This is a genomic window from Polyangium sp. 6x1 (genome assembly GCF_029946515.1).
In the GTDB taxonomy this organism is placed as follows: domain Bacteria; phylum Myxococcota_A; class Polyangia; order Polyangiales; family Polyangiaceae; genus Polyangium.
The window spans coordinates 128,161-140,174 of sequence record NZ_JARZHH010000004.1 but is presented as its reverse complement, the minus strand read 5'-3'; the positions used below and the strand labels follow the sequence as shown (position 1 = coordinate 140,174).

Genomic DNA, 12,014 nt, shown 5'->3' with positions numbered 1-12,014 from the left:
GTTTCGTCAGGGTGCGAGACGGACGCTGAAGAGATCGGCGCCGCCGCTGCTCGTCACGGTCCCGAGCGGGTTGCCGAACGCGATCTGCTGCTCGAAGCTGCCGCCCACGACGAGGTTGCCTTTCCCGTCGGCCGCGACGGCCCAGGCCGTCTGCGTGCCGTTCACGCCAAACGTCTTCGTCCAGAGCGGCGCCCAGTCCGTCGCGGCGAGCTTGACGACGAAGATGTCATTCGCGTTGCCGGTGTTGATCGTTCCGGTGCCGAAATCGATCGAATTGTCGAAATGCCCCGTCACGATGACGTTCCCCGCGCCGTCGGCCGTGATCCCGGCGCCGCGCGAGGTTCCGCTGAGCCCGAAGCGCTTGCTGCGCACGTGGTTGCCGCTGCCGGCGCCGAGCTCGGCCACGTAGACATCCTGCGTGCCCACGGCGGTCATCGAGCTGCCGCCGAAATCGATCGAGCCCGCGAAACGGCCCGTGACGAGGACGTTCCCATTCGGCGTGGCGCCGATGTTCCCGTGGAATTGATCCTGGCCCCCACCGAAAAGCTTGCTCCAGATGTGATTGCCGTTCGACCCGTTGTACATCGCGGCGACGAAATCACGACCGCCGCCGCCCTGCAGATTGCCGCCGCCGAGGTCCAGGCCGCTCTCCGTCTCGCCCATGATTGCGACGTTGCCGTCCTTCATGACCGTGAGGCGCCGTCCTCGTTGATTGCTGTTGTTGACGAGAATCCGGCTCCAGCGATGGTTCCCCGCGGAATCGTAACTCGCCACGAACAGGTCGTCCATGTTCGGGTCCACGGTATCGCCCCCGAGGCTCACGTTGTCGCTGGTGACCCACCCCGTGACGAAAAGATTCCCCGCGGCGTCGACGTCCACGTCCTGCGCGGATTGTGTATTCCCCGCGCCGTACTTCTTGCTCCAGACATGCGCGCCCGCACCGTCGAGCTGGAACATGAAGAGCTCGATGCCATTGCTTTGCAGATCAGATCCGCCGAAATTGATCGTGCCGGTGAATTCGCCGACCACGGTGATACGACCCGCGCTGTCCACGGCGACGCCACGGGCGAGGCCGACCTCCGTCGCGGGATACGTCTTCTCCCACGCCGTTTGTCCGTCGGCGTCGACCTTCGCGACGTAGACGCTGCCCTCGTTCGCGCTGAAGACGAACAGGTCTGACCCGAGCGCCGCGTCGATCGTGCCCGCAATCACGTATCCGCCGTCGGGCGTGAACGCCACGTCGTAAATCGCGTCGTCCATCGGGTCCATGTTCTTCCCGGCCGGCGTGACACCTTGCTCCACGGCGCCGGTGCACATCGCGATGGCCGTGCCGTCGCAATCCTCGTCCTCCGCCGTCACGCAATCGTCGAACGCAGGCTCGTTCACCTGCATGCACGACTCGATCGTTTTACCATCCGCGCTGCACGTCCCCGTACCCGCGCCGCAGCTCCCCGGCAATCCCGTGCTGCACGCGGCGGGCTGGAGCGGCTCGCAGACGCAGATCGCCGCGTCCTGGACCTCGCCATTGCAATCCTCGTCTCCGGGCAGGGTGCAATCTTCGGCCGCCGCCGGAACGACCTCGTCCTCGCAAGGGCCGAACTCCGAGCCGTCGTCCGCGCAGATCTGCGTGCCGGCTTTGCAGTCGCCGACGTTCTCCGTGTCGTCGGGCCCCGAATAACACGCCCTCATCTCGCCCGGCGTACACGGCTCGCTGCCGCCGGCGCCCCCCGAAGCGCCCGCGCCGCCCGCCCCGCCTGCGCCCGCCATCCCTCCCGAGCCGGCCGTGCCGCCCGTCTCCACAGGGAGCGATCCATTCGTGTCGAGGCACGCGAGCGGCGCCGCGGAGAGGCCGAGCACGGCGAACAAACCTAGAGAACGACGAATCCGACGACCCGCGTGAGGCATGACCATTCTCCTGTGCGAAAAGCAATACGCGCCGAGAACGCGCTGGGGGAGGAATCGACTGTACGGGAGCCCGGCGGACGAATCAATCGGGCCGCGCCTACGAGCCGACGGGTTGACGCTGGCGCGCTCCGGCCTCATCGCCTCGACGTGCCCCGCCTCTCCGCTCGCGTGCACCTGCCCTCTGGCCGCGTGGCGCGCCTCTCCGACGAGGCCGTCCGGCGTGCCGGAACACGCGCCCGCGCGCCCGAGACGCGCCCCGGCGGCTGCATGGAGGCGCTCGCCCTGCTCGAAGCCGAGGACGTCGCCCGGACCGACGCGGGCGCGCCGCTCGACGTGCGGGGTTTGTCCTTGCGTGACTTCCACGTGCTCCGCGCGCTCCTCGTCCACGCAGGCGTGCAGGCCGAGGAGCAAGCCGAGCTCGCGTGCGAGAACTGCGGAGAAGCCTTCCGCGTCGGCCCGTCGAGCCTGCTCGAGATCGCGCCGTTCATCGACGGAGAGCTCGACGACCCCGAGCTCGACGCGCCCTTCGATCACGAGGCGTCCCACGCGATCCCGGCGATCCGCGTGGGCACCGAGCTCGCCCGTTCGATCCGGATCGCCGCGCGCACGGTCGAGGAAGCCCTGCCGCTCTTCCGCGCCGAGTCCTCGCAGGCCCGGATCACGCCCGCGATCGTCGTCGCCATGGGCATCACCGCGATCGGCCGCGAGCGACGCGCCTCCGCGATCACCAAGGCGCTCACGGACGCCCCGCCCGAGGCCTACCAGGCCGTCGCGGATCTGCTCTACGAAGCGCACTATTCGGCGCGCCTCGTCGCCGTGCACCGCTGCGCCGCGTGCGGCGCGCGCAACGACCTCGACGTCCCCTGGCAGCGAGAAATCCCCTACGAGATCGGCGAGCCGCGCAAGGCGCGCCGCGACTTTCCGGACCTCGACGCGTTCGAGGCGATGGTGGCGAGCGCCGCCGATCGCATCTACCGCGCGCGCGGCGTGCGCAACATCGACCTCGTCGTCGACGACGACGTGCCCGCCTGCGACGACGGCGGCGAGCCGCTGCTCGGCTGCTACACGCCCGGCGGCACGGACGCGACGCTCGGCATCCCACGGGCGCCCGAGATCCGCTTGTTTTACCGGACATTCCAGGCCGAGCACCGCCACGATCGATCGTTCGACGTGGCCGCCGAGATCGACGAGACGATCGACCACGAGATCACCCACCACCTGCACCACCTCGCCGGCGACGACCCGCTCGACGACGAAGAACACGCGGTGATCGAGAAGGAAACGATCCGCAGGATCGGCAAGCGCGAGGCCGCGCGCCGCGCGGGCAAAGGCCTCGCGTCGGACTTCGCGGGGTTCGTGCGAACGACGTGGCCGCTCTTCGTGATCGCGTTCGTCGCCACGTATTTCACATTCTGCCGTTGAAAGAGGCGAGCCGGCTTGACCTCGGCCCCCGCCCGGCAAGAATGGCCGTCGACATGCGCCCTGCCTCGATCCTGCGCGCGATCCTCGCCTCCTCGATCGCGCTCGTCGCCGCCACGGCCGCGAGCTCGTACGTGCTCGCCCAGGCGCCCGCGCCGAGCGACGGCGACGCGGTCGTCGCGAAGGTTGGAGTTCGAACGATCACGGTGCGCGAGGTCGAGCGGAGGCTCGCCGCGATGCCGCCGTTCCAGCTCCGCTACTTCGGCAAGACGCACGACGAGATCCGCCGCAAGTTCGTCGAGGAGACCGTGCTCAAGGAGACGCTCTACGCCGAGGGCGCCGAGGCCGCGAAGATGCGCGATCTGCCCGAGGTCGGCGAGCGCATCCGCAGCGTGCTGCGGAACGCGATCGTGTCGCAGATCCGCGCCGAGGTGGCCGCAGAGGGCGGCGTGACCGAGGCGGAGGTGCGCGCGTACTACGACGCGAACCGCGACAAGTACCACGCGCCGCCGCGCGTCGCGATCTGGCGCATCCTCGTGGGCAGCCGCGAGCAAGCGCTCGACGTGATCCAGAAGGCGAAGGCCGACCTCTCGCCGAAGCGCTGGAACGAGCTCGCGCGGGATCTATCCCTCGACAAGTCCACGAGCATGCGCGGCGGCAACCTCGGCCTCGTGGCGCCCGATGGAACGACGACGGACCCGAACGTGAAGGTCGACGTCGCGCTCGTCAAAGCCGCCGAGGGCGTGAAGGACAGCGAGCTCGTGCAAGAGCCCGTCGCCGAGGGCGCGTCCTTTGCCGTCGTCTGGCGGCGCCAGAGCATCAAGGCCGTCGATCGCCCGCTCGAGCTCGAAGCGCCGTCGATCAAGCAGATCCTGATGCACGAGCGCACGCAGAAGAAGATCCAGGAGCTCGTGGCCGCGCTGCGCAAGGAGCACCTCGGCGAGACGAACGCCGACCTCCTGGAGATGCTCGGCGTGAGCGCGATGGGCGAGATAGCGCCGGCCAAACGCCCCGGCACCTTGCCCTCGTCGCGGCGCCCTGCCGCAGGCCCGCCCGCGCCCTCGCAGACGCCCGCGGGCCCGCGCTGACGCGGAGCTCGACAGCCTGTGGAATGCTCGTCGCGAGCGCCCCGAAGCTAGGGCGACGGAGCGAGGAATCCTGAAGGATTTCGAGCGATGTCGACCGACGATTCGGGGCGCGCAGCAGAGCAGTCCACAGGCTGTCAAGCGAGCGCGAACGCCAGAAGCAGCCCGAACGCCGACACGATCGCCGAGATCACCGCGACGACCGTGCCCGTGCGCCGCGCGCGCGCCGCCGCGTCCTCGGGCAAACCGTACACGCCCTTGAGCAACGCGTCCGAAGCCCGCCCCGGCACGCGCATCGACAACGCGAGGACCTCGGCCGCGGCCTTCGCGCCCCGCGATCCGAGCATCCAGATCGCGCCGAGCGGGCCCGTCATCAAGTCCCAGCCGCAGGAGTACAGGCCAAACCGGAGCGCGCGCCTCCGCTGCGGCCGCGCCCCCTGCTTTCGCGCGCCCGCGTCGAGCGCCGCGCCGTGGCTCGCATGCGCCAGGACCATCCAGAGCGCGAGCGCGGGCACGCCGATCACGAACCACTCGACCGCCCGCACGCGCATCTCCGGATCCCCGATCACCTGCAGCGCGAGGTGCGGCAGCGCGAGCGCCGCGATCGGCAGGAGCATCGCCACCATCGAGCCGACCGCGAGCATCTCGGCGACGATCGCGAACCGCACGGCCGGCGGCAGCGCGCCGTCCGGCAGCGCCGAGAAAAACGCGTCCGCGCCCTGCGTCGTCGCCAGCGCCGTCCCCCAGAGCCGCGACCACGACGTCCCTCCAGGGCGCTCCCACGGCACGATGGCCATCACGCCCGAGGCCGTCTCGTCCGCGGGCGTGCACCCCGAACAATCCGACTGACCGCAGATCGTGCAGAGCACGGCCGCGGGCACCTCGAATGCATCCCCGTCGGACGAGTCCGCCCTCGGCCGGACGCGTTGCGCGCTCATCGGTGTCTTGGCCATGGCGCACCTCCGACGGACCCGCCCCGCGCCGCGCGAAGAAAAGCCGCCGCCCACAGATTACGCGAGTCTCGGGGCCGTGTCGACCCGGGGCGGCCGCAAAAGCCGCTCAGTGCAAGGTCTCGCCGCCCTTGCGCGCCTCGTTCGAGGGCAGGTCGTCGACGCGCCCGCCGAAGCGCGTCGCGGCGGCGAGCGCGAGCAAGCCGAGCACGAACGTCACGTGCAGGCCGTACGCCCACTCGAAGTGACGAGGCCGATGGCGCGTGCTCTCGGGGACGACCGTGACGCGCATGATCACGGTCATGATCACGATCGCCGCGAGGAATCCGACCGCGAGCCGCGCCCCGCGCATCGCGTGGATCGAGCGGCGCGAGAGCACGAGCGGGAGCATCACGACCCACGACACGAAAGGCGCCCACATCCACTGCAAGCGCTCCGCAAACCCGAACCCCGTGAACACCTGGAGCTCCGGCGCCTGCTCGCGCATCCAGGGCAGAAAAAAAGCGGCGAGCCCGAGGAGCGCGATCCCCACGAGCGCGCCGCGTCCACGCGCGACGTACGTGAACGGCACCGTCTCCATCTCGGGCGGGACCGGCTCCTCGTCTTCGAGCGCCTCGCGCGAGGGCGGCAGCTTGCGGATGTCCTCGAGCGGCAAGCCACACTCGGGGCAGACGCGCGCCTCCGAGGGCTCGAACATCTCACGGCAGAAGGGGCACGCGACGAGGGCAGGCATCGGCGACGAGGAGTTTAGCGCGCGCCGGGTTCCCAGCGCGCGTCCCACCGTTTACAAATGCCCCACCATGTCGAACCGACAGAAGCTCGAAGACGGCGCCGTCAGCGGCTTCCTGGCCGCGCACGCAGGCTGGTCGCGCGCGGGCGACGCCATCCAGAAGACGTACAAGTTCCCCGACTTCTCCACGTCGCTCGCCTTCGTCGTGCGCGTGGGCCTCGCCGCGGAGAAGCGAGATCATCACCCCGACGTCCACCTCGGCTGGGGCCGCGTGACGGTCGCCTGGTCAACGCACGACGCCGGTGGGATCACGGGCGTCGACACGGAGATGGCCGAAGCGACCGATCGGCTCTACGCAGGCCCGTGAGCGAGGATCCGACGCGGTGATGGATTCCCCTCGAGAAGCGCTCCTCTCGCGGCTCGGCATGAGCGGCGAGCTCCCTCATCTGGAGGAGGCGCTCACGCACCCGAGCTTCTCGAACGAGCAACGCAAAGGCGCGTGCGCGGACAACCAGCGGCTCGAGTTCCTCGGCGACGCGGTGCTCGGGCTCTGCGTGGCCGAGCTCTTGATGCAGCGCTTTCCAGGCGCGGACGAGGGCGAGCTGTCGCGCATGCGCGCGGCGCTCGTGAACCCGAACCCGCTCGCCGCGTGGGCGCGGACCGTCGAGCTCGGCGCTGCGCTGAGGCTCGGTCGCGGCGCGCAAGCAGCAGGCGAGCGCGACCGCATGAACGTGCTCGCGGACGCGGTCGAGGCGATGATGGGCGCGATCTACCTCGATCGCGGGCTCGACGCGGCGCGGCTCTTCGTGCACGCGGTGATCGCCGAGCCGCTCGCGCGCCTCACGGAGGGACCGCAGCGCACGCGAGATCCGAAGAGCGAGCTGCAAGAGCGCGTGCAGGCCAACGGCGGCACCTCGCCCCGCTACCGCGTCGTGCGCGTCGACGGACCGCCGCACCACCGGGAGTTCACGGTCGTCGTGGAGATCGACGAGCGGGTCGTGGGCGAAGGCCAGGGCCGCTCGAAGAAGCTCGCGGAGCAGGAGGCCGCGCAAGCCGCGATCCTGAGCTTGTGGTCAGGTGACGCAAACGCGCGAGCGGAGCTATCTTCGGAATCGAATGCGTCTGCGGTTCGTCCGTCCCATGGAGCCCTCCCAGGGACGGAGGACACCTGATTCATTCGAGGAGGTTTTCGAGGATGCGCCGGATCGCGCTCGCCGTGCTCGTGACGCTCGCGCTGGTCTTCACCGTGCTGCCCGCGTGGGCAGGGAGTTACCTCGACCGCGCCGCGCTTCTGCTCGACGAGGCGCGCAAGGAAGGGGACATGCTCCAGCCCCGTACGTTCGACAAGGAGCTCGTGCTCGTCGTGAAGGCGCTCGCCGAGGCGCGCGCGCGCGTAGGCCGCAAGATGGAGGTCCCCGCGGCCGTGACGAAGGCGCACCCGCACCTCTTGCTCGTGCTCGCGAACTACGAACGCGCGGCGTCCGCGGCCGAGGACGGGAACTTCAAGAAGTTCATGGAGCACCTCAACACCGCGCGCGACGAAGACCGCAACTTCCGCGCGATCCTGCGGGAGCTCGGCTACGCACTGCCGGACGTGAACACGAAGAAGTGAACGACCGCGCGGGCTGAAAACGAAACGGGCCGCCTCGAACGAGGTGGCCCGTTTTGCTTCGTGCGCCGGCGCGTTCCTAGAGGACGAGGCCGATGTCGAACGCGAGCGTGTACTGCCGGGGCATGCCCGCGAACTTGTTCACCTTCGCATCCGCGGCGTCGTTCGGATCGGGCGTGAAGACCTGCGAGTCCTCGTCCTGGTTGGCCTCTTCCGGATCGACGACGTCGGTGACGAAGTGCGCGCCGATGCGGACCATCTGGAAGCGGAGCTGCAGGCCCGCGTCGATGCGGTGGCGCGTCATGCGGACCGGATCGAAGACGGCCGTGTTGTTGAAGTCCGCGCTCGTCCCCGTGGCGCAGACGGGCTGGCCGTCGCGGTAGGTCTTGCTCGGATCGGGCGTGGCGGGGGAGTTACCGCCCCGGTAGCCGCAGTAGTTCAGCGCGTCGGTGTTCGGCGTGAGATCGATGAGACCGGAGTCGCCGAAGATGCGGAGGAACGAGTAGCCGACGTACGGCGTGAGCACGACGCTGCCCGCGATCGGGATGGGCTTCGATAGCTGCGCGTCGGCGCCCGCGACCGTCATCTGGAACTCGGGGTTGCCCGTCAGGGTCGTGACCGAGCCGCCGACCGCGATGTCCGGGAAGATCGCGGGGATGCCCGTGCGGAAGCCTTCGAGGAGCGCGATGCGGACGTCGGCGCCGAGGATGCCGATGTTCGAGTTCGACATGAACCCGATCTTCGTCCCGAGCTCCATGCCGAGGATGCCGAGCGGCAGCGAGAGCGGCGCGAAGCCGTACCGGGTCTTCATCGAGAAGACCTGGATGAAGTCGTCGGGGCCGGTGTTGCGCGTGGAGAAGAGCTTGTTGTTCGGGTCCTGCTTGCCTTGCGTCCCGAGCGCCCAGTATTGCGAGTCCGACGAGATGTTCGTGAACGCGCCCTCGAACGCGAGATCGAACCCGCCGTAGCCCGTCGTCCGCGCCGGATGCATCGCCGTCGGCGCGAGCGCGAAGCCCCACTCGCCGATGAGCTTGGCGAACGCGAGATCGTCGGTTCCGCAACGGGAATAGCCCGACTGCGGGTTGTAGTAGAGGCCGCCGCTTCCGCCCGGCGCACGGCAGCTCTCGTCCGTCACGAGGCGCGCGAGGGCGGGGTCCATCGTGTCCGCCTCTGCCTGGCGAGGCACCGCCACCGCCGCGACGAGCGCGGCAGCCGCCGCGATCCACCCGAATCGACGCATACCAGGATCTCCGAGGCGCGAGGCTACGGTGGGGGCCGCTTTCCCGTCAAGGTCTCTGAGGGCGGAAGCTTGTGCCCGGGGCGTGTGGGGCTAGAAAGACCGCGTGGCCAAGGACCAGCGCCCTCGCCTCCGCGCACGACCGCTCGACCGACCCCTGCACGTCGTGCTGGTCGATCCCGAGATCCCGCAGAACACCGGCAGCATCGCCCGGCTCACGGCGGCCACGAAGAGCAAGCTGCACCTCGTCGGCAAGCTCGGCTTCCGCATCGACGAGCACTCGGTCCGCCGCGCGGGCGTCGATTACTGGCACCTCGTCGAGCTCGAACAACACGCCGACTTCGAAGCGTTCCGCGCGAGCATGCCGGCGACGCGGCTCTGCCTCTTCAGCGCCGTCGCCACGAAGAGCTACCTCGACGCGGGCTACCAGCCGGGCGACGCGCTCGTCTTCGGCAAGGAGAGCAAGGGCCTCGACGACGCGCTGCTCGAGCGCTTCCCCGACGATGTCTACGGCATCCCGACCCTCGGGCCCGTACGCTCGCTGAACCTCGCGAACGCGGCGAGCATCGTGCTCTACGAGGCGCTGCGGCAGATCGGCGCGCTCTCGCAGACGACGCTCGGATGATCTCGATGACGAAATCCCTCCTGCTTTGTCTGGCCCTGCTCGTCCCGGCCGCGGGCTGCAACCGGCGCCCCGTGAACGCCTCGCCCGACGGCGCGGTGCGCGAGCTCGTCGAGCGGCTGCGGCTCGTGAACGGCGACCCGGCCGCGGCGAAGTCTGCGTTCGAGCTGCTCTCGAAGCGCGCGCGCGGAAACCTCGCCGAGCGAGCCCAGCGCTACAGCGCGGCGAGCGGCAAGACGATCGCGCCCGAGGCGATGATCGTTCCTTCGCGCTTCGTCGTGCGCTTCGAGCCCCAGCGATATGCGGCGCAGATCTCCGGCAACCACGCGCTCGTCGAGATCATCGGCCTCGGACCGGACGATCGCGCGCAGGTGGCGTGCGTGTTCGAGGACGAGGCGTGGCGCGTGGACCTGCCGCTTCCGGCGCTGCCGCCCGTGCAGGTTCGTCCGGGAAATAATTAAAAAACGAAGGGCCGATTCCTCGTGGAATCGGCCCTCTTCGGGGAACCGCGCCGCCCCCTTGCCCGTGCGGTTCTATGGTTCAGTTGGCGAGAAAGATCGCCTCGATCTCGGTCTTCACCTGTTCCTCGGTCTGGCCCCGCGCGATCGCGATCTCCTTCACGATGAGCGAGCGCGCCGTGTCGAGCATGCGGCGCTCGCCGAAGGAGAGCTGCTTGTCCGTCTTCAGACGGTAGAGATCACGCAGAACCTCGGCGACGTCGTAGATCGAGCCCGTCTTGATCTTGTCCATGAAACCGCGGTAGCGGCGGTTCCACGTCTGGTTGTCGAACGCGATCGTGCGCTCGCGCAGGATGTCGAAGATCTCGCGGATCTCCTGCTCCGAGATCACCTGACGGAGCCCGACGGCGCTGGCGTTGGAGACCGGCACCATGATCTTGCGGTCGGTGTCGAGGATGCGGAGAACGTAGAAGCGCTGGCGGTTCCCGGCGATGTCTTTCTCTTCGATGTTGACGACCTCGGCCACGCCCTGGGCCGGATAAACCGCCTTGTCGCCTACCTTGAACTGGATCTCCGAACGAGCCTGCATACTGTCTCCTTTGCCTACCGCCCCGCCGCTTCGATCACGTGTCCCCGCTGGGCCGAGCGATGCGATCGCTCGAGGTCGGCCAGGAACCGTTGGATCTGGTGTCTCATTCCGAAGAGAGGAGCGCTGCCGCGAAGACCACGATAAGGGCCTGGGGGATGCGGGAGATCGCAGAGCGCTGCTGCTTCGGTCACCATCGAAGACACCGCGGGGGAGCTGACGGTGGAAGGGGTTTCGGGGTTGTTGAGAGAAGTCCCCTCACGGCTCGAGATCTCGACGCCTCGGTGAGGGGTTAGTTTGCGCCAGGCGCGCGCACTCTAGTTAGAACGCCGGGATCTGTCAACCGAATTGGCTTCTCCCGGCGATCTCCCATACAGATATGGCAACGGTCCGGTGAAACGGCAACGGACACGCGCATGGATGGGCGGTAAAGCGAGCGCGCGGCGTTACGAAAGGCGCCCTTCTGCCAGCCTTCGCGCGAGCCCCCAGCGCACGCCTCGATCCGATACGACGAGCTCGACGGTGGAATCCACGGCGGGCGTCGCGCGCGGCTCGCTGGCCCACGCGAGCACCTCCGCGACGAGCACCCCACCCGCGACGATCACGTCCGCACGCTCCGGCTTGATCGTTCGCAAGGCGCGACGCTGCGCCAACGGCATGGCAGCGAGCGAGCCCACGGCACGCACGACCTCGTCCTGCGAGAGACGCGCGCCATGCACGCGCGAGGCGTCGTACGGGAACACGTCCCGCGCATAGGCCGCGAGCGTGGTCACCGTGCCGGCCACGCCGACGAGCGCGCCGCTCGGCGAGAAGCCCGTGCTCCCGAGCGAGGCGCGCACGTCCGCCCGCACCGCCTCGAGCTCCGCCGCCGTCGGCGGGTCGCTCTTCACGTGCCGCTCGGTGAGCCGCACACTGCCGATGTCGAGGCTCGTCGCGCTCACGAGCCCTCCGGCCGCGTCGCCGGTCACGATCTCCGTGCTGCCGCCCCCGACGTCGAAGACCGTGACGGGACCCGAGAGGCCGAGCCCGGAGAGCGCGCCCTCGAAGGTGAGCTCTGCCTCCTCGCGCCCCGACACGACGCGCGGCTCCACGCCGAGCCGCGCCTTCGCCTCCGCGCGAAACGCGTCACCGCCGCTCGCGTCGCGCATCGCGCTCGTGCCCACGGCGACGACCTTCGAGGCGCCGACCGCGCGGAGCTCCTCGCCGTACTTCGCGAGGCAGTCGAGCGTGCGCGTCACGGCGTCGGGCGCGAGCTTGCGCGTGGCGTCGACGCCCTGCCCGAGGCGCGTGATCGTGGCGCGCTCGACGATCGGCACGAGCTCGTCGCCGCGCTGCTCGACGACCAGCAAGAGGACGGAGTTCGTGCCGATGTCGATCGCGGCAAATCGCATGGAGCTCAAACGGTTGGGGGTC

The 12,014-nt window shown here is 69.3% G+C and carries 13 protein-coding genes; 7 read left to right on the top strand and 6 right to left on the bottom strand.

Annotation, left to right across the window (positions count from 1 at the left end; genetic code table 11):
* Window positions 1-6: 6 nt before the first annotated feature.
* Window positions 7-1,905, bottom strand: a complete 1,899-nt coding sequence (locus QHF85_RS06855; RefSeq protein WP_281326258.1) for a hypothetical protein — start codon at window positions 1,903-1,905, stop codon at window positions 7-9.
* 168 nt (window positions 1,906-2,073) lie between these two features.
* Between QHF85_RS06855 and QHF85_RS06850 the strand changes: the two genes are divergently transcribed.
* Together QHF85_RS06850 and QHF85_RS06845 are read left to right on the top strand one after the other, a co-directional pair.
* Window positions 2,074-3,327: a metallopeptidase family protein gene (locus QHF85_RS06850; RefSeq protein ID WP_281326257.1), complete on the top strand. Its 1,254-nt coding sequence runs from the start codon at window positions 2,074-2,076 to the stop codon at window positions 3,325-3,327.
* A 53-nt stretch (window positions 3,328-3,380) separates the two neighbouring features.
* A complete protein-coding gene (locus QHF85_RS06845; RefSeq protein ID WP_281326256.1) occupies window positions 3,381-4,412 on the top strand; it encodes a peptidyl-prolyl cis-trans isomerase in 1,032 nt (343 codons plus the stop codon).
* 134 nt (window positions 4,413-4,546) lie between these two features.
* On the opposite strand, the gene QHF85_RS06840 is transcribed toward QHF85_RS06845, so the two are convergent.
* Window positions 4,547-5,362 (bottom strand): hypothetical protein, encoded by an 816-nt coding sequence (locus tag QHF85_RS06840; protein WP_281326255.1) that lies wholly within the window; start codon window positions 5,360-5,362, stop codon window positions 4,547-4,549.
* Window positions 5,363-5,468: 106 nt separating this feature from the next.
* Window positions 5,469-6,092: a hypothetical protein gene (locus QHF85_RS06835; RefSeq protein WP_281326254.1), complete on the bottom strand. Its 624-nt coding sequence runs from the start codon at window positions 6,090-6,092 to the stop codon at window positions 5,469-5,471.
* A 67-nt stretch (window positions 6,093-6,159) separates the two neighbouring features.
* Here QHF85_RS06835 and QHF85_RS06830 point away from each other — a divergent pair, with 67 nt between their 5' ends.
* Genes QHF85_RS06830 through QHF85_RS06820 form a run of 3 tightly spaced genes read left to right on the top strand, consistent with a single transcriptional unit; the run spans window position 6,160 to window position 7,701 of the window.
* Complete coding sequence (locus QHF85_RS06830) at window positions 6,160-6,456, top strand: 4a-hydroxytetrahydrobiopterin dehydratase (protein ID WP_281326253.1); 297 nt, start codon at window positions 6,160-6,162, stop codon at window positions 6,454-6,456.
* A gap of 19 nt (window positions 6,457-6,475) precedes the next feature.
* Window positions 6,476-7,261 (top strand): ribonuclease III, encoded by a 786-nt coding sequence (gene rnc, locus QHF85_RS06825; protein ID WP_281326252.1) that lies wholly within the window; start codon window positions 6,476-6,478, stop codon window positions 7,259-7,261.
* Between the two features lie 23 nt (window positions 7,262-7,284).
* Window positions 7,285-7,701 (top strand): hypothetical protein, encoded by a 417-nt coding sequence (locus QHF85_RS06820; RefSeq protein ID WP_281326251.1) that lies wholly within the window; start codon window positions 7,285-7,287, stop codon window positions 7,699-7,701.
* A 76-nt stretch (window positions 7,702-7,777) separates the two neighbouring features.
* Here QHF85_RS06820 and QHF85_RS06815 read toward each other — a convergent pair whose 3' ends face one another.
* Window positions 7,778-8,938 (bottom strand): hypothetical protein, encoded by a 1,161-nt coding sequence (locus QHF85_RS06815; RefSeq protein ID WP_281326250.1) that lies wholly within the window; start codon window positions 8,936-8,938, stop codon window positions 7,778-7,780.
* 103 nt (window positions 8,939-9,041) lie between these two features.
* Here QHF85_RS06815 and QHF85_RS06810 point away from each other — a divergent pair, with 103 nt between their 5' ends.
* Window positions 9,042-9,560, top strand: coding sequence for a tRNA (cytidine(34)-2'-O)-methyltransferase (locus QHF85_RS06810; protein WP_281326249.1), 519 nt, complete (start codon window positions 9,042-9,044; stop codon window positions 9,558-9,560).
* 5 nt (window positions 9,561-9,565) lie between these two features.
* On the top strand, window positions 9,566-10,018 hold the full coding sequence (locus tag QHF85_RS06805) for a hypothetical protein (protein ID WP_281326248.1): 453 nt from the start codon (window positions 9,566-9,568) through the stop codon (window positions 10,016-10,018).
* A gap of 79 nt (window positions 10,019-10,097) precedes the next feature.
* On the opposite strand, the gene QHF85_RS06800 is transcribed toward QHF85_RS06805, so the two are convergent.
* Window positions 10,098-10,604 (bottom strand): CarD family transcriptional regulator, encoded by a 507-nt coding sequence (locus QHF85_RS06800; protein ID WP_136920397.1) that lies wholly within the window; start codon window positions 10,602-10,604, stop codon window positions 10,098-10,100.
* A 443-nt stretch (window positions 10,605-11,047) separates the two neighbouring features.
* Complete coding sequence (locus QHF85_RS06795; protein WP_281326247.1) at window positions 11,048-11,992, bottom strand: Ppx/GppA phosphatase family protein; 945 nt, start codon at window positions 11,990-11,992, stop codon at window positions 11,048-11,050.
* Between the last annotated feature and the right edge of the window lie 22 nt (window positions 11,993-12,014).